Here is a 25,334-nt window from a genome sequence, read left to right as displayed (position 1 = left end):
CGATAATTCTCTTCTCAACCGATTTATCCGCACATTATCCTCTTTTATGTGACGATAATTCTCTTCTCAACCAATTTATCCGCACATTATTCTCTTTTATGTGACGATAATTCTCTTCTCAACCGGTTTATCCGCACATTATTCTCTTTTCGAGTTGGTATTTACATAAAGAAAAACCGAGCACAAAACCCAATAAAAGGTCCCATACTCGATTCATAATAAAAATCTTCTTATGCCAACAATTGCCTCGACTTTGTTTTCAAGCCCGCGATATAAGCATAGGCTTCGTCGATTTCTTCATCGGTGTATTTCTGGCTCTTTTTGACGGTCTGGATTTTTTCCCGGACTTCGGCTTCTGGCAAGTTATCAAAATACAAAACAGTTGAAACGAGTTCAAGGAATCTTGCATTCTGGTCGTTGATGTCGGTCAGGCAGTCGCCGAGGCAAGGCATTTCGACGCTGTTTTCGCCGAGGAATTCCTGGCCTGCTTCGGTCAATGTATAGCGGTACTGGTAGTAGCCGCCCTTCTTTTCCTTCACTTCGTTCAAGAAGCCCATATTGCAAAGCTCTTCAATCCGCAATGTAAGTTCTTCGGAATATGGTCCGTAAAAATGGAACTGGAAACGTTCCTGGAACGGGAATTCCATCTTTTTTGCGATATAGATCATTTTTTGCAGTTTTTTCCTGCCGATGACCTCTCCGGAAACTGAAATGGCATGTATGATTTTAGCATGGTCTTTTAGCAAAACGCGTCAACTCCTGTATCAAATGGTCCCATTGTCTAAGTTCAGCTCAAGAATCTGTGCAATCTGTTCAATCTCAGGACGTGCTTTTCCCTTTTCCAGGAAATCGGAAGGATAATATAGTTTATGGTCTGTCCGTCTTTTACCTGAAATGGCGTCGACAATATCAGACTCTCTCGAAAGCTCGCGAATTTCGCCGTTTTTCTTCAGCAGATGAATCGGAAGGCGTTCTTCCTCTTCACCCGGACGGTAAAAATCGTAAGGCAGGTCTGATGATGAATCGACCACCAGGTAATATTCTGGATCCAGTCCCGCCTGCTCGAATAACATAAAAAGCTTCGCAAGCTTCTTGTATTCCTTGGCAGGATCAAACTCGACATATTTAAATAGATTGCGGTTATTGAAGCGGCGGCACAAATCGCTCAGGATTTCGTCCTCTTCTTCCTCCCAAATCTGGAAATAGTAGAGGAACACGGCTTCATCCAACTTTAAATAGTCTTCGAGTGTCATGCGATCTTCAAATATTGAATAAAAATGATGCGGTTTATGTTTAAAGGTGTAGTTTTGCTCGTGAAGGTGTTTGGCACGGTGCAGGATTTTCGTCAGGATGACCTCGGCACTCCTTGTCACTGGATGGAAATAAACCTGCCAGTACATCTGGTAGCGGCTCATTATGTAGTCCTCGACAGCATGCATCCCGCTTTGCTTGATCACGACCTGGTCCTCGCGCGGACGCATCACACGCAAAATCCGTTCCATATCAAAATGTCCGTAGCTGACTCCGGTAAAATAGGCATCCCTTTGCAGGTAATCCATCCTGTCAGCGTCAATCTGGCTTGAAATCAAGCTGATGACAAGCTTGTTTTCATATGTTTTTTCAATGACTTCAGCGACTTTTTTCGGGAAGTCCGGCGCCACTCTAGAAAGAACTTGGTTCACTTCTGTGTCGCCAAGGATGATTTCCCTTGTGAAATCCTCATGATCAAGGTCGAATACCTTCTCGAATGAATGCGAGAACGGGCCATGGCCAAGGTCATGGAGCAGGGCTGCGCATAATGATAGCAGGCGTTCTCCTTCATCCCATTCAGGACGGGAAGCGAACGCATTGTCGACGATCCGCCGGGTGATTTCATAGACTCCCAGTGAATGGTTGAACCGGCTATGTTCAGCTCCGTGGAAGGTTAGGTACGTCGTGCCGAGCTGCTTGATCCTTCTCAGGCGCTGGAACTCCTTCGTTCCGATCAAATCCCAGATCACCAGGTCACGGACATGGACATAGCGGTGTACTGGATCTTTGAAAACTTTTTCTTCAAGTAATTTTTCTTCCGAATATCCCATCGTTCTCCTTCTTCCTGATTAGCTTGTTTTTATTATAGCCTGTTTCGTTCGTCAAATCATCTCGATTTTCTGCATTTTTTTACAAAAATTGCATATGCAAATGCAGAAACTTTTCCTATTCCCTTTCATTCCTATAATCCCGGTGTTTTAAACTAGTTTGCAAGTTTCTCCGGAAAAAAAATCACCTCTAAACTGTTGTTTAAAGGTGATTTATATAGGCCTTTATTCGGAAGCCATTATATTAAAAATAAAAACTTACTTAAGTTTCTTCTGGACTTTTTCCAGAAGCTCTTCTTCAGTCAGTGCAGCAACTGGCCGGTTATTGACGAACGCAAATGTTTTCTTCCTGCCTGGTCCGCAATAAGACTGGCAGGCGATATCGACAGTCGCTTCAGGATCCAGCTGCTTTAGCTTTGGAATCAATGTTTTAAGGTTTACGGCCTGACAATCGTCGCAAACACGGAATTCGTTTGCCATTTAGGACAACCCTTTCTATAAATACTGTCAAGCGCCAGCGCCAGCCTCTCCAATCACAAGCATTTTCCCTGCAAAAATCAGGAAAGCCTGTACGCCTCCGCTTTTCGTATTAAACTAAAGCGTATTTTACCTCTTATTTAAAATGAATGCAAGCTGTTGAACAGGACCTATTGCTTATCTATTTATATGAAAAACACGTATTTTACGCAAAAAATCTACTATCCTTCCATTATACGATGTATAAGCTTTCCAATTTCCGGACAAGATTGAACTATAAGTTTCTATAGTGAATCAAAGTAAAAGGGAGTTGAAGAAGGATGAAAACACGCCAGGATGCCTGGACGGAAGAAAATGATTTATTGCTAGCAGAAACCGTGCTGCGACATGTAAGGGAAGGCAGCACACAATTGAACGCATTTGAAGAGGTGGGCGACAAGCTCGACCGCACTTCAGCCGCCTGCGGATTCCGCTGGAACGCAGTCGTCAGGCATAACTATGAAAAAGCATTGCAGCTTGCCAAAAAGCAGAGAAAGCAGAGACAGAGAATCCTAGGGAAAGATCAAGGCGGCAAGAAGAAGCTGCTTTACAATCCACCGATGCCTTCGCTGGATGAAAGTTTGACAGGTTCGCTGCCAGTTGGGGAGCAGGAAGAATTTCAGCCAACCTTTGACCTGTCCATGCTAGAACAGGACGACAAGGAAATTGACGCAGCACTTATGGCTGAAATGCAAGATTTAATGAACAAGAAGCAGGAACAAAAAGATTACTCTACTGAAGCAGCTGCCGAAATGGCAGAAATGCCTGCCCAGGAGACGAGAACTACTGTAACCCAGACGACACATACAACACCGGTCCGCCACACTGTCCCGCCAACCGGCATGACAATGGGACATGTGATTGCTTACCTGCAAAGCCTAAGTGGCTCATCGCTTCAGGTCGATATTTATAAGAGTGAGAATGAAAGATTGAAGCGTGAAATCAATAGTTTAAGGAAACATAACGAAGAACTTCAAGGAAAAATAAACAGGCTTGAAGAAAATACGAACACGATGCAGGAAGATTATGAAACACTAATGAAAATTATGAACCGCGCCCGTAAGCTCACCCTGTTTGAAGAAGAAGAACGTTCGGCAACAAAATTCAAGATGGACCGCAACGGCAATCTCGAAAAAGTAGCGGAATAGAAATCTAGTTGCTAAATAGATAGATGGTAGATGGAGAAGGAGTTATGGCAACAGCCCCCTCTTAAGCTCTTATGAGACTTTCAAATTAGGAACATGTAAATTTCAATTGTGAAAGGTCTCCGAAAAGAGCCTAAAACAAGCCGGAAAACATTTGTTTTCCGGCTTTTATATATTATTCTGAATTGGGCTGTTACTTCCTTGGCTCTAGGAATTTCTCATTCCGCTCAATGACCCGGTTGTAGTAGTGATCAAACAGTTCAATCTCATGGCCATCCAGGTAGCCTGATACCAACTCCTCACTGTTGGCGTTCAGGAATTTCAAGAACCTCAGCATCACATCCTGAATACTCATTTCAACACCAAAAAGTTCGGAAAGCGACGCCATGACTTCTGGCTGGACATTCGGATAGATGAATTTTGTCTGTTCACCTTTTTTAGAAGTGGCATAAAACTCACGGATCAATTCTGCTCTCTGACTTCCACTCCCAGTCACACAAAGATAGATTTGCACGGCTACCCCTTTTTTCAGGCGGCGCTGTGAGATTCCGGCAAATTTTTTCCCGCCAATGCTTAAATCATAGCTTCCCGGACAATAGGACGCAGAAATCTCCCTTGCCTCTATATCTTTATTAAAATCAGCAAACATTTCCTTGATCAATAACCACATAGCATCATAGCCGCGGTTGATATCTATACCCTTTTCCTTCTCAGGTAAAATAAGCGATAGATTCAGGACACCTTCATCTAGCACGACGGCAAGTCCGCCAGAGTTGCGAACAATATACTGGTAGCCCTGCTCCTGAAGATAATCCAGTCCCTCCTGGAGATGGGGCAGCCTCGTATCCTGGATGCCAAGGACGACCGTGTCATGGTGCACCCAAGCTCTCGCTGTGGCTGGCGACTGGCCTGTACCGACCGATTCGCATAATGTATCATCAGTCCCGAACGACTGAAGAGCATGAAAGTGTGCACCAAGCACCGACTGGTCGATCAATCTCCATTTATCCTGACGCAATAAATTGAGCGCCTCATCCATCGTGATTTCCTCTTTTCTTTCTGAATCTTTCCGTTGATATTATAGCATATTCAAGAAAAGCGCAGGCGCCTTGGTCAGCCCCGTCTAGCGTTGGAGCTGGACATTTCTCGAAGTGTAAATCTATATTTTAATCAAGAAAAATGCCGATCGATAATTCGACCGGCATGAAGGAATATCCTATTTAGTAAGTGCCTGAGCTGCTGTAATCAATGCCAGCTTGTACACATCTTCTTCGCTGCAGCCGCGTGACAGGTCGTTTACCGGGCGGTTCAAGCCTTGTAAAATCGGGCCAACTGCTTCAAATCCTCCTAGACGCTGAGCGATTTTATAGCCGATATTGCCTGCTTCAAGGCTTGGGAATACGAATACATTCGCATTGCCCATGATTACTGAATCCGGAGCTTTCTTTTCAGCGACAGATGGAACGAATGCCGCGTCGAATTGGAACTCTCCATCAACAATCAATAACGGGTCACGGAGCTTTGCTTCTTCGACTGCCTTAGAAACTCTTTCAGTTTCAGGTGAAACAGCAGACCCCTTCGTTGAGAAGCTGAGCATTGCCACTCTCGGCTCGACATCGAACATTCTGGCTGTTTTCGCACTTTCAACCGCAATTTCTGCCAGGTCCTGGCTGTCTGGAGCAATGTTGATTGCGCAGTCGGCGAATACATATTTCTCATCTTCACGTACCATAATGAAGACACCAGAAGTCTTGCGTACGCCTTCCTTCGTCTTGATGATTTGCAATGCAGGTCTTACCGTATCCGCAGTGGAGTGCGCTGCGCCGCTGACAAGCCCATCTGCTTTGTTTGAGTACACGAGCATGGTTCCGAAGTAATTTTCATCAAGCAAAATTTTGCGTGCTTGCTCTTCCGTCGCTTTCCCTTTACGTCTTTCAACAAATGCAGCGACAAGCTCATCCATCATTGCGAAATTTACAGGATCGTAAATTTCAACCGCTTCAAGCGATACATCCATATCGGCCGCTTTCGCCTGGATCTGTTCAATATTGCCCACTAAAATAGGTGTTAATACACCGTCTGCAGCCAGTCTGCCAGCCGCTGCTAAAATCCGTTCGTCGAGGCCTTCCGGAAACACGATCCGTAAATTTTGTCCGCTTAATTTGGCTTTCAAGCCTTCAAATAAATCACTCATGCTGACTCCTCCTTTTATCTATACCTCTAGCATACTTTACCAACCTTAAAATTCAAGAATGTTATCGTTTACAACCTTGAAGTCTTTTTATTGTAAATTTTCAAGCATGTTATCCTGCCCCTTTTACTATTTGCAATCTTTAACAAAATATCCTTTTTCCTAGCAGTATAAACAATCATTGTTTTATAAGCATGATGAATGGAGAAACTATGATATGATATTGGTATATTGATGATTTTTAGGAGTGATATAAAATGACTGAAGCAGCACAAACTTTAGATGGCTGGTATGCCCTTCATGATTTCCGCACTGTAGATTGGACAACCTGGAAGATGCTTCCGGCAGAAGAGCGCCAGGAGATCACACAGGAATTCCTAGGTCTTGTTGAAAAATGGAACAAGACACAGTCAGAAAAGCAAGGAAGCCACGCACTATATACAATCGTTGGCCAAAAAGCAGATTTCATGATGATGATTCTGCGCCCAACAATGGAAGAACTGAATGAGATCGAGACTGAATTCAACAAGTCCAAACTTGCTGAATACACAATTCCTGCTCATTCTTATGTTTCCGTAGTCGAGCTGAGCAATTACCTGCCAGCTGGCGAGGACCCATACCAGAATCCGCAAATCCTTGCACGCCTTTATCCTGAGCTTCCAAAGGCTAAGTATGTTTGCTTCTATCCAATGGACAAGCGCCGCCAGGGCGAAGACAACTGGTACATGCTTCCAATGGAAGATCGCCGCAACATGATGCGCAGCCATGGCATGATCGGCCGCCAGTATGCAGGAAAGGTTAAACAATTCATCACAGGCTCTGTAGGGTTCGACGACTACGAGTGGGGCGTAACCCTGTTCGCAGACGATGTCCTTCAATTCAAGAAGCTTGTATATGAAATGCGTTTTGACGAAGTCAGCGCCCGCTATGGCGAATTCGGTTCATTCTTCGTAGGAAACCTGCTTGAAGAAGACCGTGTAGCTTCATACTTAAATGTATAATTAAAAAAATTATATCCCCAGGCATTTGCCTGGGGATTTTTATGTATTATGTTAATGAAAATTCCTATTGAAAAGAGTTTTGTATTAAAATGTTCGAGTCATAAAATCAAGCTTCCCTCATATGTATTGAATAGTGAGGATTCATTTTACTTGTACTCCCAACCTGTAAAGCTCATATTCACCATTTACATAAAAAAAGGTGAATTTGAAGGAAAGGAAAATACTTTTAAGGAGGCTACACAATGACTCAATACAATAATCCCTATTATAACTACAGAACATATCCACAAATGTACCAGCCGTATAGCGGCAAAGAAGATCAGGCATCTGTTCAAGGTCAGATGGCACAGATGGGCCAAATGGGACAGATGGGGCAAGCGGGGTACCCACAGGCAACAGCCTTCCCTGCGCAATCTGGCGGTGCTATGCCTGGTATGCAGGGTGGCGCTATGCCAGGGGCAGTAGCAGGTGCTCAAGTCCCGGGAATGCTGCCAATTGAAGCATCTTATATTGAAAATATCCTTCGCCTGAATAAAGGCAAGCTCGCTACGGTCTACGCGACTTTTGAAAACAACACGGAGTGGAACGCGAAAATCTTCCAGGGGATTATCGAAGCAGCCGGAAGGGACCATCTGATTCTCAGCGATCCGCAAACAGGAAAACGTGTCTTACTGCCGATGATTTACCTTGATTATGTCACTTTCGATGAAGAAATCGAGTATGACTATCCTTTCGGCGGCGGAGCGGGATTGACTGCTTATCCACCAAGATAATAAAGCTAAAAGGAGCACTCCAAAACGGCGTGCTCCTTTTCATCTTTATTGTATTTATTTCTATTACAAGTACTTCACAGCGGCAATCATCAGTAATACCCAGGCTGCAAGGAAAGATACTCCGCCAAGCGGGGTGATTGCACCAAGGACGCTGATTTTTGTCAAGGTCAGAACATACAGACTTCCAGAAAATAACACGATTCCAATCAGCATCAGCCAGCCTGACCAGGATAGAAGTGCACTTGCCGGAAGCTTCCCTAACAAAACTCCAATGATTAATAGCCCAGTTGCATGGAACATCTGATATGTAACGCCTGTTTTCCATGTTTCTAAATATTTTGGCTCAACCTTGCCTTCAAGTCCATGTGCCCCGAATGCACCAAGCGCAACTGCCAGGAAGGCATTGATTGCTCCGATCAATATAAATAACTTCATTATCTTCACCTCTATTTAAAATTAGAAATCGAACAGCGAGTCTCCGTTTGCGCTATCTTCCATTTCCAGTTTTTTTGGCTGTGGAATCATGGGTGATGGCTGATTCACCGGCATCTGCTGCTGAGGAATGCTCGGCTGTGACGAAACAAATTGCTGTGCTGCCTGTTTCACAGGAGCTGTAATTCCTCCACCCGACGGTTCATCAAGGACGAGCTCGCACAGCGTTTTGATTGAGTGGATTCTTTCCCGCCGCACGGCCTCTGATTCCGCAGATTTTGCCTGCTTTAACTCCTCTTCCATTTTCAAAAGTAACTTTTGCAGTGAAATATTCATCGACTCACCTCCATAGGCGGTTATATATGTATTCGAATCATGCAATGATTGTACCGTTCCATTCTACAACAATTCACATGGTTTTTCGACTTTGTGAATGAAGCTGACCGGAAACTTTGTTGATTCGATTCTACTATCCCGAAGAAATTTGTAAGTTCCACGTGAAACATGTAGATATTTGCCATGTAAAAAACTCTGGTTCCCCAGAGTTTAAACTTTAGACAAACTGAAAATATGGCCCCCCTAATCCTTACCCTTTCAAGTTTTCAATCTGCCAGTCAATCTCTTTTTCTCCCTGTTCTCTCAGCAGTTCATTCACCTTGGAAAACGGTTTGCTGCCGAAGAAGCCTCTTCTTGCCGACAGCGGGCTTGGATGGACAGACATGATGATTTTATGTTTATCCTCGTCAATCAACTTTAATTTACTTTGGGCCGGCTTTCCCCAGAGGATGAAGATAACCAGCTTATCGCGCTCATTCAACAGGGTAATGACTTTATCGGTGAAATGTTCCCAGCCTTTTCCTCTGTGTGAATTGGCCTCCCCTTCCCTTACTGTAAGGACAGTGTTTAAAAGCAGCACACCCTGATCTGCCCACTTTTTCAAATATCCATTGTCCGGTATCTCACAGCCAAGGTCGGCATTCAGTTCCTTATAGATATTCCGCAGCGAAGGCGGTATCTTAACACCAGGTTTTACCGAAAAGCTCAAACCATGAGCCTGTCCATGGCCATGGTATGGATCCTGTCCGAGAATCACAACTTTTACATCTCCATAATCGGTGAACCTCAAAGCGTTAAAAATATGGTCCATTTCTGGAAAGATTGTCTTGGTTCGATATTCTTCTATTAAAAACTCTCTCAAATCAAGATAGTAGGCTTTTTCAAATTCCTCTGCCAAAAGCCGCTCCCAGCCATTATTTAAAAGTTCAATCGTGACCAGCTCCCTTCATTTCTATCAAACTACCCATTATTTTAAAAATGACTCTGTTTAAGCTAAATGTTGTTTTTACATCCTGTTGATTGTAGTGGAAGGCGCGAAGACTCCTCCGAAAATGCTAACGCATTTTCATCGTGCGTGGGCAGATTCTAGGAAGTCAATCAGTGTCCTACGGGATGAGCAAGTCATGGGGAGCCTCCTCAGCGCTGAGGAGGCTCCCCGACTGCAAGGAAGAATTTGATCTTTGAAAAATCCGGATTTTGGGATTTTTCATAATTCTTCCCCGCGGAAAGCGAAGCGCCTGGAACGAAAAGCAACAGCCAAGTTTACCAAAGCCTAAAAAATAAATGTGAACAATTCCCAATATGTTTAATAAAGTTTATATCGGTTATATAAATAGTGTAGACGGTGAAAGCTAAAAAAGCTTCCCAAAACTAGTACAGGTAAAAAATTTTAAGGAGGAAGATACTATGTTGAAAGTAGAAGTAGTTGAAAACGGAGTACAAGCTACAGAAAAGATCAGCTCTTTTGAAGCTGCCAGATTTGGTAAAGAAAACATTTATATATTCGCACATGATGAAAAGCGCAGTGAGGACTTGACTAAGGCTACTGAAACAGGTGGCATGGGATTCAAGGAGCAAGGCTTCTTTGACTCCATCGGAAATATGTTCAAATCCCGCGGAGACGAGCTTCGCAATAAGTTTGAATCTCTTGGTCTTTCAAAACAAGAGGCTGAGAAGTATGAAATGGAGCTGGATAAAGGCCGTCTTGTGCTAGTTGCATCTGACGAAAAGTAATCTACTTTGAATGCACAGTCATAACCGATCCATAGAGGTCGTTTATATAGAAACCCCCTGCTGATTTGGCAGGGGGTTTGCGCGTTTATTACAATTAACCAAAAAACCTCTGATAGATGCTTCGTGCCTGGGCCAAGTCCTTTGTTCCGTGTATAAGGGCGCGTCCATCCTGGAAAATGACCATCCTGTTGTCAACCATATCAACGGATACTAAATATGGGTTCCCTTTAACCTGATAGCCTAAATCCCTCATTTTTTCAGCTGTTTCCTGCAGGTTAAGCTGCTGCTGTTTCGGCGGCCTGATTTGAACGGTATCCCTGCCGCATAGGACGGTCGTCTTGGTCATGTTCTCACCGTCTAAATAAGGGTATTCAGGATGTTCACCACAGCTCAGGCATCCAGGATCCTTTGCCTTGGACATTTTCATGCTGCTGTACTGGTTCCGCCACAGATCGAAGCTGACGAATGAGGTTCGCACCGCATCCCAGTCTTCTACGAGGATTTTCAGTGCTTCCGCTCCCTGATGAGCAATGACCATCTGCACAGCAGGACCGATAATGCCTCCCGTATCACAAGTCATCCCCTGAAGAGGAACAGTTTTTAACAGGCAGTTCAGACATGGAGTTTGACCAGGAATGATCGAAAAACTCATCCCAAAGCTGCCAACACAGGCACCATAGATCCAAGGAATGTTATTTTTTTGCGAAATATCATTAATCGCCATCCGTGTTTCAAAGTTATCCGTTGCATCGATGATGAGATCGACTCCATCGACTAGCTGTGCCAATTTTTCTGGAGTAGCGTCGGCGATATGGGCACTGATTTCAACATCAGAGTTGATCGCTCTGAGCCTTTTTTCCGCCGCAGCGGCCTTCGGAAGCTTCTCGGCAACATCTTCCTCTGTATATAATTGCTGCCGCTGCAAATTACTCGCTTCAACATAATCACGGTCCACGATCGTCAATCGGCCAACACCTGCCCTGACCAGCAGCTCAGCATTCCCGGAACCAAGTGCTCCGGCACCAATCATCAGTACATGCTTGCTGCCGATTTTCTCCTGCCCGGCCTTGCCAATTGGAGGAAACAAAGTCTGGCGTGAATATCTTTCTGACATAGGTGTAACCCTCCTTGTAAAACAAACGCCCTGATTCCGTCGACCATTAAGTCAACGGAACGGGGCGCTGTAATATGCTATGACTGATCAACCGCCAGATACAGGCGGAATGAAGGCAATTGTATCTCCTTCTTTAATAACCTCTTCATTCGATGAAAATTCTTCATTGATCGCTGTCATTGAAGTATCGAGCTTTTGAACACCATACTTTTCAGCAACCATTTCTTTTAACTGAGCAACTGTTTTGCCAACTGCTTCTATTTCGACTGATTCATGGCCTGCTTCGTCTCGCAGATGAGCAAAGAATAATATTTTATTCATTGAGATCCTTCTCCTCCGGTTTCCCTGTCGGATATGGGACAGTTTCTAGTTGATTGCCGATCCATTCTTCGCCATCTTCCCAATGCTCTTTTTTCCAGATTGGAACGATTTCCTTAATCCGCTCGATTGCATAGCGATTCGCTTCATATGCATCGTTGCGGTGTGGCGTGGATACAGCAATGACCACGGCGATATCCGTGATATCAAGTTTGCCGACGCGGTGTGTAATCGCAACCTCAGCACCATTCCAGCGCTCCTGGATTTCCGTGCCGATTTGCTCCAGCTTTTTCACAGCCATCGGTTCGTATGCTTCATATACAAGGTAAAGCGTTTTTTTGCCTTTTGTCAATTCACGGACAGTGCCAATGAAAGTTGTGATTGCCCCCGCTTCACGCTGGACCACTTTATCAATGACAGATTGAACGTTGATTGGATCTTTCGCTATTTCATAATTCATCAAAATCACCTCAATAAACTGATCCGGATCAGGATTTAATTTTTATTGGACACTTTTCTCCAGGTTCTGTGCCGGTTTGTCCGTTAGAGCCCTTCTATCGGACACTTTCTCCGGTTTCTCTCGCCTGTTTGTCCGTTAGAGCCCCTCTATCGGACACTTTCTCTGGTTTCTCTCGCCTGTTTGTCCGTTAGAGCCCTTCTATCGGACATTTTCTCCGGTTTCTCTCGCCCGTTTGTCCGTTAGAGCCCCTCTATCGGACACTTCCCTCGGATTCTGCCTCCGGTTTGTCCGTTAAAGCCTATATATCTTAAATGTAAACCGGCTCTGGATTCTCGACGACTGCGTAGCCGCCGATTTTGGCGACTTCGGCTTTGAAGGCTTCAGATTGGATTACGGTCCTTAACCAGATACCCTTTTCGCTTTCGAAAAATGCCTTTGTCATCAGTAAATCGTAGTTTTCATCAGAGACCGGGATGAAGTCAAGGCCCATTGCCCTGGCTGCCGGGAAGATTCCGAGTCCTGCTGCGTTATCATTTCCCTTCACCTCTGCGGCGACGCTCAAGTGTGAGAACATTTCACGGTCATAGCCGTTCACATCGTCTGCACTTAAACCGGCTTCTTTTAACAATAAATCGAACAATATGCGAGTGCCGGCGCCCTTTTGCCTGTTGGCATAATCTGCACCCTTTTCGGCAATGTCACTTACGCTCTCAATACCAAGTGGATTGCCTTTTGGAAGCAGCCACCCCTGGGTTCTTTTTAAAAATGGATAAAGGACTGCGTCTTGCCCGGCAAGGAATTTCCTTACGTAGGTAACATTATATTCTTTTGTCTCCGGGTCTAGCAAATGAATGCCCGCTACATGGGCTTCCCCTTTTCTGATTGCCATTAAACCGGCCATGCTGCCAACATGGGAAGAAACAATTTTCATGTCGGTCCGCTGCTTCTTTAGCTGGGAGGACAGCAGGTCAATCGTCAGGTCATGGCTGCCGCTGAAGACGATCGCATTCTTGATCTCTTCGACAGGACTGTATAGCTCGACCTCGACAATGTCTCCTTGTTCATACCCTAGCTCCTCAGGCGGTACGACGAGCAAGCCGTCCGCACGTACTAGCGACATCGTGACGCCCGCCGCACGTGTCAGCGGATTGGCGACAAATTGTCCATCCACATAGCCGATATTCATTCGGACAAAGTCCTCCGCCCCCATCGTGGAGACAATCCTGCGGCCAAGCTTTACCTTAAGCCTCGGCCTTTCTGGTTCTGGTACACCTAGATATTTACAAACGAGCGGCCTGACAAACCACTCAAGTGCCATGTACGCGGAAACTGGATAGCCCGGTACACCAACCACTACCTTATCTTTAATTTTCCCAAGGATGACAGGCTTACCCGGCCTTGTGGCGACACCATGGGTAAAAACAGTGCCAAGCTCCTCAAGAATATGGACTGTATAATCCTTTGATCCAGCGGATGATCCGGCATTGATGACGACGATATCCGATGTCTCAACCGCATTCAGGAGTGCTTCCCTGATTTTTTCCGGCTCATCCTTCACGATTGGGTGCAAATACGGGTTGCCGCCCCAATCTTCTACATAGTTGCTAAAAACTGTTCCATTGAATTCAATGATCCGGCCTGATGACAGCGATGCGTCTGCGCTGACAAGCTCATTTCCCGTCGGGATGATGGTCACCAGCGGCTTTTTGACGACTGCTACCTCGGTAACCTGGGCTGCAAGGAGCGCCCCAAGATCCGCAGGACGCAAGCGATGTCCCTGGGTGAACAGCATTTCCTCCTGGACGATATCCTCGCCAATCGGGCGGATATGCTGCCATGGTGTGGCCGGCTCGATGATTTCAATCGTCTCATCATCAATGACCTGGATGTTCTCTACCATAATCACCGCATTATATTGAGCCGGGATCGCATTCCCTGTATCAACGTATTCGAATTGCACACCCATTTTCAAATGAAGCGGACGCTGTTCATGTGCTTCATAAGTATCCTCGGCGTTCACGGCAATCCCGTCCATCGCGGATGCATGGTAAAAGGGCATTGAAACATTGGCGAAGACAGGTTCAGCAGTAATTCGGCCCAGGGCGCCGTCAGCCGGGATCCACTCTTTTTCCTGAGGCAGGTCGAACGCGGCCAGCACTTCATTCCGGGCTTGTGCCCTCGGCTTGTCTTCAAGATAAATTTTTCTGTTATAGCGTATTTTATCCATGATGCGGCTCCCCCTATCTCGTCAAAATTACTGGAACGTATTCGCCTTGTGAAATTCCTTCTTTTTCGGAAACAATCTCGACGATTCCATCGCTCTTTACCAATGTTGTAATCAGGCCTGACTTGCCTATGATCGGCTCGGCCCACCATTCTCCATCCTTTTCCTCAAGTCTAACCCTGATATAATCAGATCTTCCTGGAGAAGATGCAATATTTTTCTCAATCCGGGCAAAAATCCGTTCAGCCTTATGCTCGATTTTTTCTCCCTTCAGCCTTCGGAAAACTCGTTCGCCAAACAGCTTGAAGATGATCATCGCTGATGCTGGATGGCCAGGCAGTCCAATGACCGGCTTTTCGTCTGCAACTGCGAGGATTGTCGGCTTCCCCGGCTTGATGGAAATTCCATGGACGAAGACACCTGGATCTCCAAGTGACTGGATGACCTCGGTTGTATAATCCTTTGTTCCAACAGAGCTTCCGCCAGATAAAATCAGGCAGTCAGCCTGTTCATACAATTCGCGGGCTTTTTTGGCGAATTCCTGATAATCATCGCGTGTGATTCCGCCGTATATAAGTTCGATATCCCACTCATTGACCAGTCCCTTGACGGTCAAGTAGTTGATATCGCGGATTTGGCCTGTTTCCAGTGTTTTCGTTTCAAAAGGAACGATTTCGTCCCCTGAAGAAAGGTATGCAGCCTTCAGCTTTCGGTAGACTTTAACCTCGGAAACACCAAGTGCCGCCAGTGCCCCAAGCTCCTGCGGCCGCAATCTTGTCCCTTCGGATAAAAGGACTTCTCCTGCTTTGATGTCTTCACCTTTTCTGATGACATTCTCACCTGGTGCGATTTGCTTGTACGTATTCAACAGCCCGCCGATTTCCTCGCAATGCTCGATCATCAGCACGCTGTCACTTCCTGGTGGCAGCATTCCGCCTGTCGGTACGTATATTGCCTCGCCTCTGCCTACTGGCTTGACCGCTTCTTCTCCCATATGGACCTCGCCGGCGACATTCAGGAAGCCTGGCATCGATTCAGATGAACCGTATGTGTCACGGGCGATGACGGCATAGCCATCGACGGTCGAGCGGTCAAAACCAGGTACATTCTCGCCTGCAGTGACATCCTCTGCCAGGATGTAGTGAAGTGCCTCATCAAGAGGACGGATTTCAGTTTCCGTGATCTTGCCAATTTTCTCGTCAATTAACGCAAAGGTCTCCTCAACACTTTTCACTTTGAAAAATTGCATGCTGACTTACATCCTTTCTAGCACCTGAAAACTATTCTCCGGATTCCGCCCATTTCTTTGCATCTTCATATTCCTCAGGATGGTTCATATTGAAAAACACCCGATCAAGGCTGCCCTCGAAATAGAGCTGCAGATCTGCCTCTTCAAGAAAGCGGACATCCAGTTTTTCAAGCATATGCTTGATTCTCAAATTTCCGTCTTCAATGCATTCCTTAGCTTCTCTTGCTACCCGTTTTTGGTAGGCCGCAAAAAGTGGATGCTGTCTGCCTTCACTGACCGGTACGACTGCATCGTGGTGTTTAAGCGCTTTTACAAGGCTTGAAGCTAGCTCTGAGGATACAAATGGCATGTCACAGGCTACAACGAAATTTTCCTCGTAGTCTGATTCCTCGAGTCCCGCATGGATTCCTGCAAGTGGACCAGAACCCGGATACTGGTCTGTTACCATTTTAATATTTAAAAATTGATAGGTTTCAGGATCATTCGTTACTAGAATTATATCATCAAATACGTGCTGTAACTCATCCTTAATTCTCTCAATATTCGTTTTTTCCCGAAATTTCAGGAGAGCCTTGTTACTTCCCATCCTGCTAGATTTTCCGCCTGATAAAATGATCGCTCCGGCTTTCATCCCACAGCACCTTCTTTTAGTTAGTCTGTTTTGTTTCCCCAGCGGATTTATAGCCATGATCCTGGGCAACAAAGTCCAGGTGGATTGTATTCAGGTCGAGCATTGCTGGTGTTGGCTTTACAATATATTGTCGTGTATCAATTACCTTTGTATACCCCTTGCATTCTTCACAAATCTGGATTTGTGCAGCTGATTCGCCTTCGATTGTCAGGACCTTCACTGTTTCATGATCGTTATTTCCGCAGTGTGAGCAGGCTACGCGCCGGCCATTCCAGTGAGCTGAACAACGCGGGCAGTGCAGGACCTTCTTTCCTTCTCCTTCAAGCTGTGCAAGGCGTACAGGTTCTCCGCACACAGGGCAGCCCGCACCGTGCACACCGTGATGGATTTCATCCTGAACCTTAGTGGCAGTCAGCTGCAGGTACGGACGGAGCACCGTTTCTGCCACGAATTGAGGAATCCATCCATCCAAATCGTTTTCCTCTGCGAAACTCGCAAAATAAATATAGTTGAAAGCAAATGCTTCATCGATCCATCTCTTTGCCGTCTCTTCATCCAATAGACTTTTTAATGATTGCATCGAATTTTCAATCTCTGGTTGGTATTTCGATAAAAGTTCGCCTATATCCTCTATCCACTGTAAGAATAGGGAAATATCAAAGTCGATAGCCGCTAAAGCAGTGACAGGCACTCCCGCCTCCAATGCCGCTTTATCAAGGTTTGGCCGGACACAGTCAGGATCCAGGGAAGTCTTCCATCGCTCCTGCAACTCTATGATATCTTTCTGCAATTTCTGGTACTCTTTTGAGACAACGGACTTTTTCATTGCTGCAGCCCCTCTTTCACTCTAATATTCTAAATTTTGAAGGGAATGGAGCCCGGCTGGGCTGCCATTCCCTCTAGCAAAGGTTTCTACGCGCCTTTTTTCTTGTTCTTATTTTTATCAAGATCAGGGAAATTGCCCTTCTTGACTTCTTCTTCATACCATTCTGTATAGTGGTCCTTCGCCCACTCTGCCGGAACCTCACCTGTAATGACGCCAGTGTATCCTGGTCTTGAGTTTTTGTGGATGACACTTAGGTAAATATGGCCGACCACTACAGCGATCGCAAGGCCGAAGCCGACATTATGAGCAACATACGCCCATTGGACAATTGCTTGCGGGAACAAATCTGGGAACCACATCGGGAAGCCAGAACCGATGATCAGGATCGCAGTCAGGATCTGGATGATCGAGTTTATTTTCTCACCAGCATTGAAGAATGTTTGTTTTACGTGCTTGAATTTAAAGCCAAATAGTTCTTTGACAAACTCAGTGAAAAACTGTAAATCTCTCTTCTTCCAGGTTACAAGCTCTTTTCCCCAGCGCAGGAAGCCCTTCGGATCCATGATTAGCCAGATGAAAGTAGGCGTAATGAAGGCGATCGCGAAAATCCTGTGTAGCAGGCGTGCTCCTTCTGGTCCGCCCAGTATCGGATAAAGCCAGTCAAACCACTCTGTATACATTGGCAAAGCCGTGATATACAGCGCAAAGAATGAAATGGCGTTTACAGCATGTGCGATTACAAAGCCTTTCGAAAACCGCTTTACCTTTACACCTGAATACTGTGTATTACTCATGGCTGCCACCTCCATCCTCTTCATGGCCTTTTCCTTCTTTATTGAATAGCTTATTGGACACGAATGCACCTACAAGCGCCATGCTTGTTGCTCCAAGCATCATCTTGCCGATTGGCTGTGCGTAGTCCTTCCAGACAACAGCTGATGTTGGAACTTTTGGTTTTTCAGGCAGTCCATAGACAGATGGCTTTTCAGCCAGTACGTAAATTGTATGCGTACCGCCGACTCCCTCTGGGTTGTAAATCATTGCGTTAGGATACTTATCCTTGATTTCGCTCAAGCGCTTTTCTGCCTTCTTGAGCATTTCTTCTTTTGTGCCGAATTCCATTGCGTCTGTGTGGCAAGTCGTCACACAAGCAGGCTGCATGCCTTCTTCAAGACGATCGACGCACATTGTGCATTTCTGAGCTTTCTTGTATTCCTTGCCGTTCTTGTCTTTATATGTTGCCAGCTGTACAACATCAAATGGGCAGTTCTGAACGCAGTAGCCGCAGCCTACGCATTTATCACTATCAACATTGACAGTTCCAAAGTCTGTATAGTGCATGGCTTCTTCCGGGCAAACCTTTACGCAGGCTGCCTCCGAGCAATGGAAGCAGGAGGAATGGCGGAAAAGATAATCCAGATTGCCTTTTGAATCTTCGTGTTCAATGAATGACAGCACGTTCCATGTGTTCGCTGTCACATTTGCATGTGATTGGACACTGCCCTGGAACTCTTCCGGCTCAGCTGGAAGGTCGTTCCAGTTTTTGCAGGCGACCATACATGCGCGGCAGCCGTCACACTTCGTTACATCGACATATTTAATATATTCCGCCATTAGTCAGCCCTCCTTATATCACAGAGGAATGCCTTATATTCAGGGATTGTCGTGTTTGCATCCCCGATATGAGGTGTTAAGCGGTTTGCTGTATCCCCTGTAGCGATTCCTTTATAGCCAAAGTGCCAAGGCATGCCGACTTGATGCACCTTCTTGCCGTTCATCATATGAGGCTTAAAGCGCTTGGTAACCATTGCATAAGCTGTGATATCACCACGGGCCGAGCTGACAATGATCTTATCTTTGTTCTTGATGCCTTTTTCCTTTGCGAGTTCTTCACTCATTTCAATATACATATGGCCTGACAATTCGGACAGCCATTCCTGGTTGCGTGTCATCGAACCGGACTGCCAATGCTCAGAGACCCTGTAAGTAGTACCGACAATCGGATACTTCTTGCCGTCGCCTTTCAGGTTGAATTCGCCCTCGATGATGACAACTGCCGGGTTGATTTCCTGGCTCGAGAAGGTATTTTTCACCGGACTTTCAAACGGCTCATAATGTTCAGGGAACGGTCCGTCATTCAGGGTAGGAGCAAAAAGTCCGCCAACACCCCCGTTGATCATGATGAAAGGATTTGTTCCTCCTGGATCAGCTGGTGCAACTGTTGGCTTGAAGTCAGGAATGTCATTTCCCGTCCATTTCTTCTGGCTTTCATCCCACCAGATGACCGCTTTCTTGTCGCTCCACGGCTTTCCGCTTGGATCAGCAGATGCACGGTTGTAAAGGATCCTGCGGTTTGCAGGCCATGCAAATGCCCAGTTCAGGAAGTTGCCGCCGCCAGTATCCTTGTTGTCACGGTTTTTAGCGCGGTTCTTTCCTTCTTCTGGATAGAAGCCTGAATAAATCCAGTTACCAGAGCTTGTTGTACCGTCATCCTTAAGGTCGCCAAAGCCTTTCAAAAGCTTTCCTGTCTTCAGGTCGTAACCGTTGATTTCTTTTGCTACAAGGTCAATATCTGGATGGTGGCCGTCACCAAAGTTCCAGTACAGTGCATTGATTTGCTTCGCTGCAGCTGAACTTTCATTTTTGTAAAGGGCCTTGATATTCTTGACCAGCATATGGATGATTTCCAAATCTGCCAGTGATTCTCCTTTTGGATCGATCGCCTTCCAGCGGTACTGCATCCATCGGGAAGAGTTGGACACGCTGCCCTCTTTCTCATACGAGCTTGCTGCCGGCAGAAGGAATACTTCTGTATCGATCTTCGATGGGTCACTGCCTGCTTCCTCTTGCCAGAAAGCAGATGTTTCTGTCTCCCATAGGTCAACGGCAACCATCCACTTAAGCTTGGACAGCGCTTCTTTTTCCTTGCCTGCATTCGGGCCGCCGACTACAGGGTTTGTTCCGAATAAGAACGCACCTTCCAGTTCGCCTTTATACATAGCATTGAACAAATTAATATGAGAGTAGTTCTTGTTTCCTTTTGGAAGGTACTGATATCCAAATTCGTTAGCTTTAGTAGCATTCGGGCCATACCAGGCCTTCAGCATACTGACCAGGAACTTAGGCTTGTTGCTCCAGTAACCGCCAGAAGGTGTTTCCTTTGTATTGTAGCCTTCTAAAGTCGCATGCTCTGGGATGGCTGTTGGTGTTCCAACATATCCTGGAAGCAGGTGATATAGAAGAGCAAAGTCAGTGGAACCCTGTACATTGGACTCGCCGCGCATCGCGTTGATTCCGCCGCCAGGAAGACCGATATTGCCAAGCAACAGCTGGATGATCCCAAAAGCACGGACGTTTTGTGTTCCAACCGTATGCTGAGTTGTACCCATCGCATACATGATCGTTCCAGATTTACCTATCTTGCTTGTTGAACAGAACGTTTCACAGACTTTCAGGTAATCTTCTTTAGGTGTTCCGGTTACTGCAATAACTGAGTCGACATCATAGCGTGAGAAATGTTTCCTCATCAATTGGAATACAGAACGCGGATGTGTAAGGGTTTTATCCTTTTTCGGATTTCCTTCTTCGTCCGTTTCAAAAGCCCATTTCGTTTTGTCATACTTGCGGGTTGCTTCATCATACCCGCTGAATAATCCATCATTGAACTCGAAATCCTTTTTTACAATGAAGGATGCATTTGTATATTCAGCAACATACTCTCTGTGGATCAAGTTATTCTCTAACGCATAGTTGATCATTCCGCCCATGAAGGCAATATCTGTTCCTGAACGAAGCGAAGCATAGACGTCAGCCTTTGACGATGTCCTCGTGAAACGAGGGTCAACAGAGACGATTTTGCCGCCTTTTTCTTTCGCTTTAGTCAACCATCTGAAAGAGATTGGATGATTCTCGGCAGGATTCCCGCCCATGATCAATGCACAATCGGTATTTTGCAGATCGCTCCAATGGTTTGTCATTGCTCCACGCCCTACTGTAGGTGCCAGACCGGCAACCGTAGAACTGTGTCATATTCGTGCCTGGTGTTCGAGATAAACGACGCCAAGCCCTCTCATCATTTTCGCAAGCAGATAAGTCTCTTCATTATCAAGAGCTGCTCCGCCTAAGCTCGCAATGGCTTCGGTCTTATTGACAAACATGCCATTTTCTTTCTCGATGAATGTTTTGTCGCGTGTTTCCTTCGTACGTTTTGCAATTGTTTCATACATCCAGTCCCAGCTTTTCTCTTCCCATTTCTTGCTTCCAGGAGCTCGATATAATGGCTTTGTTAAGCGTTTTTCGGAAGTGTAGACTTGTCTGATTGTTGTACCTTTACTGCAAAGTGTACCTTCGTTGACTGGGCTATCCGGATCCCCTTCCGTATAAACCACAGTATGGTCTTTCGTGTGTACCAAAATGCCGCATCCTACCCCGCAGAATGCGCAAATGGTTGGTGTTACAGTAGCTTTGGCAATCTTGAGTTCTTTTGATTTTGCGTGGACCTCTTTTTCGTTAAAGCCCAACTCGACAACCGCCAGGGTCGCCGCAGTGGCACCTGACAGCTTCAAGAACTGCCGGCGATTCAGGTTGATTTCAACCATCTCTATCTCTCCTTCCCAATAGTTGCTTAGAACATCCCTATTCCCACAGATGGTGTCAATTTAGTACTTGCTGGGCTTCCCCCCTTTCAAGTAAATCCTCAGAGGAAGCTGGAGGGTTTAAATCATCGTTAATCCTTTTGGCAGATGTATATACAGTCGCCATTTTCCCGCGCAAGTAGCCAACGACTTCAATGTTAAGGAATCGGGCTAGCTGGATGGCCTGCTTTGTAGCCGCTGTGCGTGAGCCAATGACGGCAAAACCAAATTTTGCAGCTTTTGAGAGCATTTCATATGAAACCCTGCCGGTCGTCAAAAGGACGAGTCGGTCAGGCTGCAAACGCTTTCGAATCGCGTGGCCGATAATTTTATCGACAGCATTATGCCTGCCGATATCTTCCCGGACTTCAATGCTGCCATCCTCAAGAATGATACAGGCGCCATGCATGCCGCCCGTTTCCAGGTACAGCGGAGAATTCTGCGCGAATTCCGCTCGTTTTTTCAACAAATATGTCAGCGAATAAGTTTCATCGGAATTCACTTTATTGAACTTTTTGACGTCCGTCATCGAAAAGAAAGTCACTCCCCGGCCGCAGCCGGCTGTGTAATGCTTCTTTTTTGAGAACATCTGCTCAGGATCAAAAGAATTACATAACGTCACATTCAATGTGCCGGTCTTTTCGCTAAATTGGACGCTGACAACATCCTCCGGCCCGTCAATCAAACCTTCTGAAAAAAGGTAGCCATATACCCAGTCTTCCAAATCCTGATTTGTCAGCTGGAATACCGCAATCTCATATCCATTCAGCTTCAGGCTGATTGGATATTCTTCAGGACAGCCTTTCTTGATCATGTTCTTCACCCCTTATCTGGTACTTCATCTCCGGGCTCCGCTGCAACTATCGACTTCTTCCCTGCCATCTTCGCGTGATGGGATTGAAAGACTGTTATGAATCTTGTAAGCTGGTAAAACTCTATATTCGGATCACATCACAAGGCTTATATTTAAAAAACATTCCACTATGCAAAAAGGGATAATACCCCTATGCCCTTAATGTACTGGAAATCCCATGTTTGTAACCGCTTCAATTGTTACAATAATATAGATGAAAATTGTCTATTTCTTTAACAAATTCTTAAATCGAGATTTTTCATTTACGAAAAATCTTTGGTGGGTCAATTTTCACAATACCCATCCTAAATGAATTTGTTTTTTCCCTCAGTAACTTTCATCACGTCAATGCCCTGATGCCACAAAATCGTCAAAAGTTAATATTATCCATACTGGCATCCTGCAAATCAATTCTTTGTCTAAATCTATAGAATTGGTATAATCATAAGAAAGTGATGAAGGTGACATGCCTTGTGCTGATCAGGCAGTCGCCATTCTTAAATTGGAGGTAGTATAGATGAGTTTGAAAAAGGTGTTAACAATCGCAGGTTCAGATACAAGCGGCGGCGCTGGAATCCAGGCTGACCTTAAAACCTTTCAGGAGCTAGGCGTTTATGGAATGACTGCTCTTACTACGGTTGTGACTATGGATCCTAAAAATCACTGGCACCATGAAGTGTTCCCACAGCCAGTTGAGCTCGTCGAAAAGCAGCTGGAAACGATTCTTTCCGTTGGAATAGATGCAATGAAGACAGGCATGCTCGGAACGGTTGAGATCATTGAGCTATCTGCACGCAAAATTGATGAGCATAAATTGGACAGAGTGGTAATCGACCCTGTAATGGTATGTAAAGGGGAAGATGAGGTCTTGATGCCTGAAAACACAGATGCCATGAGAGAATTGCTGCTGCCAAGAGCAACAGTCGTCACACCGAACCTATTCGAAGCATGGCAGCTGGCACAAACCGGCCCGATCCGCACAATCGATGACATGAAGGAAGCAGCCGCGAAAATCCATGATCTAGGCGCGAAGAACGTCATGATCAAGGGCGGAAACAAGCTGAACCACGAAAAAGCTGTAGACCTTCTTTATGATGGAAAAGACTTCACTCTTTTCGAATCAGAAAAAGTCCAAACAAGCTTTACACACGGCGCAGGCTGCACATTCGCTTCCGCGATCACTGCACAGCTGGCTAAAGGAAAAACAGTAGCTGAAGCATTGGAAGTCGCGAAAGGCTTCATCACCGAAGCTATCAAGCACGGCTTCAGACTGAACGAATACGTAGGCCCAACCGCTCACCTGGCATACAACAAGTACGCAGGCGGCAACCGCGGGGAATAAATGTAAAACAAAAAAGAGACTGTCTTAAAAGCTCATTATTTGAGCTTATGACAGTCTCTTTTACCATTAATGAATGATATAACTTTTAAAAGTCATGTATTTGTCCGATAGAGTCCTTCTAACGGACATTTTTTCGGGATTTCCTCATGTATTTGTCCGATAGAGCCCTTCTAACGGACACTTTTCCTGAAAATCCTCATGTGTTTGTCCGATAGAGCTCGTCTAATGGACACTTTTCCTGATAATTGTCATGCGTTTGTCCGATAGAGCCCTTCTAATGGACATTTTTCCTGAGAATTCCCATGTGTTTGTCCGATAGAGCCCTTCTAACGGACACTTTTTCGGGATTTCCTCAAGAATTTGTCCGATAGTTACTATATCTTCCGATTAATCCGAAGCACCCGATCTGCCATATAACTATGAAAGAACCATTCTCCGGAAGCAATCAATACTGAAGCAAATAGTGCTGCAAAAACAATGCCATCGCTTTGCTCGAACAACATCAATCCAAGTCCCCATATCAAGAAAAATGAAAGGGCCAAATCAGATAGTGAAGCGGTAAGATTGCTAGTTTTCGGAAGAATGAACAAATCACCGGCAAGATAGGAAATTGCACCAAGAACGAGCGTAATGACGAGAATATCACCGATTGCTGCAAAACTACCCATTAATAGAAGAAGAACAACAAATGTCATGATGCCTTTTATCAATAATGCCTTTGCATGATTCATAGGCTCCCTCCTTTTCCTTCACTTTTTCCATTTGCCTTCCTGATTAAACACTATATGTAAAATCATTTCTGATGATACTTCTCAAACTAGATGGTACGTTTATTCAGTCTTTCGAGCGTACATTTCGCTTTTAGAAGGAATTTTTAGTAATATAGATATTATTGATTTTTATAAGAAAAGTGTAAGCGCCTTGTTCAACCCCGACAAGCGCTGGAGGGCCGACCAGTGAAGTCGTTCTTTGACTTCATTGGGCGGACCGAAGCGACTCGAGGGGTTAGGCGCTGAAACTGGACATTTTTCATAGAAGGCCATTCATTCGGCTATTATAAACTGAAAACTTCTAAGCGCGGGAAGGAGGAACAAAGATGGATCCGGTGATTTTATCAGAAGTCCAGGACGCCCTGGACCGTTTTAAAGACAAAGAAGTCTATGTCCATTTAGAAACAACAAATGGAGCGTACGCATCCCACAACAATGAGTCATTCTTTTCATCAGGCGCGTATATCCGCAATGCGAAGGTAACATATGAACGTGCGAAAATTACGGGTGAAGGTCCGTATCGGACAGGTTTGAAGATACCTTTTGGCTGGGTGTACGCTGAGGGAATCACACACTTCGAAATTGATGATAAAGGAAGACTGCTGCTGGCCGGCCATGATTTTAACGGAAAGCTTGCCGTTGCCCTTGAAATAAGCGAAACACCGTTCGAATAAGTTATTTGGACTTGGCTGAAAGGAGAGATTTTA

At 45.4% G+C, this 25,334-nt stretch carries 26 protein-coding genes and 1 pseudogene; 6 read left to right on the top strand and 21 right to left on the bottom strand.

Annotated elements, in window-relative coordinates:
- Positions 1-230 precede the first annotated feature (230 nt).
- The 3 genes from J7E32_RS04795 to J7E32_RS04785 all read right to left on the bottom strand — a co-directional run bounded on the left by J7E32_RS04795 (position 231) and on the right by J7E32_RS04785 (position 2,558).
- Positions 231-746 carry a YwgA family protein gene (locus J7E32_RS04795; RefSeq protein WP_214904416.1) on the bottom strand — a complete coding sequence of 172 codons (516 nt, stop codon included), beginning with the start codon at positions 744-746 and terminating at the stop codon, positions 231-233.
- 18 nt (positions 747-764) lie between these two features.
- Entirely contained in the window at positions 765-2,081 is a 1,317-nt protein-coding gene (locus J7E32_RS04790) for an HD domain-containing protein (RefSeq protein ID WP_214904413.1), read from the bottom strand.
- A gap of 255 nt (positions 2,082-2,336) precedes the next feature.
- Complete coding sequence (locus tag J7E32_RS04785; protein WP_102264629.1) at positions 2,337-2,558, bottom strand: YuzB family protein; 222 nt, start codon at positions 2,556-2,558, stop codon at positions 2,337-2,339.
- 317 nt (positions 2,559-2,875) lie between these two features.
- Between J7E32_RS04785 and J7E32_RS04780 the strand changes: the two genes are divergently transcribed.
- Positions 2,876-3,742 (top strand): RsfA family transcriptional regulator, encoded by an 867-nt coding sequence (locus J7E32_RS04780; protein WP_214904410.1) that lies wholly within the window; start codon positions 2,876-2,878, stop codon positions 3,740-3,742.
- A 190-nt stretch (positions 3,743-3,932) separates the two neighbouring features.
- Here the strand turns inward: J7E32_RS04780 and lipL are convergent, their stop codons facing one another.
- Together lipL and pta are read right to left on the bottom strand one after the other, a co-directional pair.
- Positions 3,933-4,778, bottom strand: a complete 846-nt coding sequence (gene lipL, locus J7E32_RS04775) for an octanoyl-[GcvH]:protein N-octanoyltransferase (protein ID WP_214904407.1) — start codon at positions 4,776-4,778, stop codon at positions 3,933-3,935.
- A 177-nt stretch (positions 4,779-4,955) separates the two neighbouring features.
- Positions 4,956-5,933, bottom strand: a complete 978-nt coding sequence (gene pta, locus J7E32_RS04770; protein WP_214904404.1) for a phosphate acetyltransferase — start codon at positions 5,931-5,933, stop codon at positions 4,956-4,958.
- Between the two features lie 254 nt (positions 5,934-6,187).
- On the opposite strand from pta, the gene hemQ reads away from it, so the two are divergent.
- A complete protein-coding gene (gene hemQ / locus J7E32_RS04765) occupies positions 6,188-6,931 on the top strand; it encodes a hydrogen peroxide-dependent heme synthase (RefSeq protein WP_214904401.1) in 744 nt (247 codons plus the stop codon).
- A gap of 242 nt (positions 6,932-7,173) precedes the next feature.
- Positions 7,174-7,704 carry a spore coat protein GerQ gene (gerQ, locus tag J7E32_RS04760; RefSeq protein WP_214904398.1) on the top strand — a complete coding sequence of 177 codons (531 nt, stop codon included), beginning with the start codon at positions 7,174-7,176 and terminating at the stop codon, positions 7,702-7,704.
- 63 nt (positions 7,705-7,767) lie between these two features.
- On the opposite strand, the gene J7E32_RS04755 is transcribed toward gerQ, so the two are convergent.
- From J7E32_RS04755 to J7E32_RS04745, 3 genes are all read right to left on the bottom strand, one after another.
- A complete protein-coding gene (locus J7E32_RS04755; RefSeq protein ID WP_214904395.1) occupies positions 7,768-8,139 on the bottom strand; it encodes a DUF423 domain-containing protein in 372 nt (123 codons plus the stop codon).
- 21 nt (positions 8,140-8,160) lie between these two features.
- Positions 8,161-8,472, bottom strand: a complete 312-nt coding sequence (locus tag J7E32_RS04750; protein WP_214904393.1) for a YwdI family protein — start codon at positions 8,470-8,472, stop codon at positions 8,161-8,163.
- A 250-nt stretch (positions 8,473-8,722) separates the two neighbouring features.
- Positions 8,723-9,403: a uracil-DNA glycosylase gene (locus J7E32_RS04745; RefSeq protein WP_214904515.1), complete on the bottom strand. Its 681-nt coding sequence runs from the start codon at positions 9,401-9,403 to the stop codon at positions 8,723-8,725.
- Positions 9,404-9,879: 476 nt separating this feature from the next.
- Between J7E32_RS04745 and J7E32_RS04740 the strand changes: the two genes are divergently transcribed.
- The gene (locus J7E32_RS04740; RefSeq protein ID WP_214904390.1) at positions 9,880-10,206 is read left to right on the top strand and encodes a YflT domain-containing protein; all 327 of its coding nucleotides are present in this window, start codon (positions 9,880-9,882) and stop codon (positions 10,204-10,206) included.
- Between the two features lie 94 nt (positions 10,207-10,300).
- Here J7E32_RS04740 and J7E32_RS04735 read toward each other — a convergent pair whose 3' ends face one another.
- From J7E32_RS04735 to fdhD, 12 genes and pseudogenes are all read right to left on the bottom strand, one after another.
- Positions 10,301-11,320: a thiazole biosynthesis adenylyltransferase ThiF gene (locus tag J7E32_RS04735; protein ID WP_214904386.1), complete on the bottom strand. Its 1,020-nt coding sequence runs from the start codon at positions 11,318-11,320 to the stop codon at positions 10,301-10,303.
- Positions 11,321-11,407: 87 nt separating this feature from the next.
- A complete protein-coding gene (gene moaD / locus J7E32_RS04730; protein ID WP_214904383.1) occupies positions 11,408-11,641 on the bottom strand; it encodes a molybdopterin converting factor subunit 1 in 234 nt (77 codons plus the stop codon).
- Positions 11,634-12,098, bottom strand: coding sequence for a molybdenum cofactor biosynthesis protein MoaE (locus J7E32_RS04725; RefSeq protein ID WP_214904380.1), 465 nt, complete (start codon positions 12,096-12,098; stop codon positions 11,634-11,636). Before J7E32_RS04725 ends, moaD begins: the two co-directional genes overlap by 8 nt.
- Positions 12,099-12,405: 307 nt before the next feature.
- Entirely contained in the window at positions 12,406-14,325 is a 1,920-nt protein-coding gene (locus tag J7E32_RS04720) for a molybdopterin biosynthesis protein (protein WP_214904377.1), read from the bottom strand.
- 13 nt (positions 14,326-14,338) lie between these two features.
- Entirely contained in the window at positions 14,339-15,571 is a 1,233-nt protein-coding gene (locus J7E32_RS04715) for a molybdopterin molybdotransferase MoeA (protein ID WP_214904374.1), read from the bottom strand.
- A 31-nt stretch (positions 15,572-15,602) separates the two neighbouring features.
- Complete coding sequence (gene mobA, locus J7E32_RS04710) at positions 15,603-16,202, bottom strand: molybdenum cofactor guanylyltransferase (protein ID WP_214904371.1); 600 nt, start codon at positions 16,200-16,202, stop codon at positions 15,603-15,605.
- 16 nt (positions 16,203-16,218) lie between these two features.
- Complete coding sequence (locus J7E32_RS04705) at positions 16,219-17,028, bottom strand: formate dehydrogenase accessory protein FdhE (RefSeq protein ID WP_214904368.1); 810 nt, start codon at positions 17,026-17,028, stop codon at positions 16,219-16,221.
- Positions 17,029-17,114: 86 nt separating this feature from the next.
- Positions 17,115-17,822, bottom strand: a complete 708-nt coding sequence (locus tag J7E32_RS04700; RefSeq protein WP_214904365.1) for a formate dehydrogenase subunit gamma — start codon at positions 17,820-17,822, stop codon at positions 17,115-17,117.
- On the bottom strand, positions 17,815-18,642 hold the full coding sequence (locus J7E32_RS04695; protein WP_214904350.1) for a 4Fe-4S dicluster domain-containing protein: 828 nt from the start codon (positions 18,640-18,642) through the stop codon (positions 17,815-17,817). The genes J7E32_RS04700 and J7E32_RS04695 overlap by 8 nt, the downstream gene beginning before the upstream one ends.
- Positions 18,642-21,041 (bottom strand): annotated as a pseudogene (gene fdnG, locus J7E32_RS04690) (formate dehydrogenase-N subunit alpha); the annotation flags it as partial. The pseudogene fdnG and the gene J7E32_RS04695, both read right to left, overlap by 1 nt.
- A 12-nt stretch (positions 21,042-21,053) precedes the next feature.
- The gene (locus J7E32_RS23290) at positions 21,054-21,626 is read right to left on the bottom strand and encodes a twin-arginine translocation signal domain-containing protein (protein ID WP_483297597.1); all 573 of its coding nucleotides are present in this window, start codon (positions 21,624-21,626) and stop codon (positions 21,054-21,056) included.
- A 55-nt stretch (positions 21,627-21,681) separates the two neighbouring features.
- Positions 21,682-22,476 carry a formate dehydrogenase accessory sulfurtransferase FdhD gene (gene fdhD / locus J7E32_RS04685; RefSeq protein WP_214904343.1) on the bottom strand — a complete coding sequence of 265 codons (795 nt, stop codon included), beginning with the start codon at positions 22,474-22,476 and terminating at the stop codon, positions 21,682-21,684.
- Between the two features lie 556 nt (positions 22,477-23,032).
- On the opposite strand from fdhD, the gene pdxK reads away from it, so the two are divergent.
- Positions 23,033-23,857: a pyridoxine/pyridoxal/pyridoxamine kinase gene (pdxK, locus tag J7E32_RS04680; protein ID WP_214904340.1), complete on the top strand. Its 825-nt coding sequence runs from the start codon at positions 23,033-23,035 to the stop codon at positions 23,855-23,857.
- 374 nt (positions 23,858-24,231) lie between these two features.
- On the opposite strand, the gene J7E32_RS04675 is transcribed toward pdxK, so the two are convergent.
- On the bottom strand, positions 24,232-24,588 hold the full coding sequence (locus J7E32_RS04675) for a DUF2512 family protein (protein WP_214904337.1): 357 nt from the start codon (positions 24,586-24,588) through the stop codon (positions 24,232-24,234).
- Positions 24,589-24,953: 365 nt separating this feature from the next.
- On the opposite strand from J7E32_RS04675, the gene J7E32_RS04670 reads away from it, so the two are divergent.
- Positions 24,954-25,301, top strand: coding sequence for a YojF family protein (locus J7E32_RS04670; RefSeq protein ID WP_214904334.1), 348 nt, complete (start codon positions 24,954-24,956; stop codon positions 25,299-25,301).
- Positions 25,302-25,334 lie beyond the last annotated feature (33 nt).

This window comes from Bacillus sp. ISL-55 (assembly GCF_018613155.1).
Classification (GTDB): Bacteria; Bacillota; Bacilli; order Bacillales; family Cytobacillaceae; genus Mesobacillus.
Note: the sequence above shows the minus strand (reverse complement) of the source record. Positions and strands in the feature narration are given on the sequence as shown.

Bases quoted from the DNA above. Each gene is read 5' to 3' on its own strand.
- lipL (WP_214904407.1), bottom strand. From the start codon at position 4,778: ATGGATGAGGCGCTCAATTTATTGCGTCAGGATAAATGGAGATTGATC.
- J7E32_RS04735 (WP_214904386.1), bottom strand. From the start codon at position 11,320: ATGTCAGAAAGATATTCACGCCAGACTTTGTTTCCTCCAATTGGCAAG.
- J7E32_RS04695 (WP_214904350.1), bottom strand. From the start codon at position 18,642: ATGGCGGAATATATTAAATATGTCGATGTAACGAAGTGTGACGGCTGC.
- J7E32_RS04675 (WP_214904337.1), bottom strand. From the start codon at position 24,588: ATGAATCATGCAAAGGCATTATTGATAAAAGGCATCATGACATTTGTT.
- fdhD (WP_214904343.1), bottom strand. From the start codon at position 22,476: ATGATCAAGAAAGGCTGTCCTGAAGAATATCCAATCAGCCTGAAGCTG.
- J7E32_RS04790 (WP_214904413.1), bottom strand. From the start codon at position 2,081: ATGGGATATTCGGAAGAAAAATTACTTGAAGAAAAAGTTTTCAAAGAT.
- J7E32_RS04720 (WP_214904377.1), bottom strand. From the start codon at position 14,325: ATGGATAAAATACGCTATAACAGAAAAATTTATCTTGAAGACAAGCCG.
- J7E32_RS04780 (WP_214904410.1), top strand. From the start codon at position 2,876: ATGAAAACACGCCAGGATGCCTGGACGGAAGAAAATGATTTATTGCTA.
- J7E32_RS04700 (WP_214904365.1), bottom strand. From the start codon at position 17,822: ATGAGTAATACACAGTATTCAGGTGTAAAGGTAAAGCGGTTTTCGAAA.
- J7E32_RS04750 (WP_214904393.1), bottom strand. From the start codon at position 8,472: ATGAATATTTCACTGCAAAAGTTACTTTTGAAAATGGAAGAGGAGTTA.
- hemQ (WP_214904401.1), top strand. From the start codon at position 6,188: ATGACTGAAGCAGCACAAACTTTAGATGGCTGGTATGCCCTTCATGAT.
- moaD (WP_214904383.1), bottom strand. From the start codon at position 11,641: ATGAATAAAATATTATTCTTTGCTCATCTGCGAGACGAAGCAGGCCAT.
- pdxK (WP_214904340.1), top strand. From the start codon at position 23,033: ATGAGTTTGAAAAAGGTGTTAACAATCGCAGGTTCAGATACAAGCGGC.
- J7E32_RS04755 (WP_214904395.1), bottom strand. From the start codon at position 8,139: ATGAAGTTATTTATATTGATCGGAGCAATCAATGCCTTCCTGGCAGTT.
- J7E32_RS04740 (WP_214904390.1), top strand. From the start codon at position 9,880: ATGTTGAAAGTAGAAGTAGTTGAAAACGGAGTACAAGCTACAGAAAAG.
- J7E32_RS04705 (WP_214904368.1), bottom strand. From the start codon at position 17,028: ATGAAAAAGTCCGTTGTCTCAAAAGAGTACCAGAAATTGCAGAAAGAT.
- J7E32_RS23290 (WP_483297597.1), bottom strand. From the start codon at position 21,626: ATGGTTGAAATCAACCTGAATCGCCGGCAGTTCTTGAAGCTGTCAGGT.
- J7E32_RS04670 (WP_214904334.1), top strand. From the start codon at position 24,954: ATGGATCCGGTGATTTTATCAGAAGTCCAGGACGCCCTGGACCGTTTT.
- mobA (WP_214904371.1), bottom strand. From the start codon at position 16,202: ATGAAAGCCGGAGCGATCATTTTATCAGGCGGAAAATCTAGCAGGATG.
- J7E32_RS04715 (WP_214904374.1), bottom strand. From the start codon at position 15,571: ATGCAATTTTTCAAAGTGAAAAGTGTTGAGGAGACCTTTGCGTTAATT.
- J7E32_RS04725 (WP_214904380.1), bottom strand. From the start codon at position 12,098: ATGAATTATGAAATAGCGAAAGATCCAATCAACGTTCAATCTGTCATT.
- J7E32_RS04785 (WP_102264629.1), bottom strand. From the start codon at position 2,558: ATGGCAAACGAATTCCGTGTTTGCGACGATTGTCAGGCCGTAAACCTT.
- pta (WP_214904404.1), bottom strand. From the start codon at position 5,933: ATGAGTGATTTATTTGAAGGCTTGAAAGCCAAATTAAGCGGACAAAAT.
- gerQ (WP_214904398.1), top strand. From the start codon at position 7,174: ATGACTCAATACAATAATCCCTATTATAACTACAGAACATATCCACAA.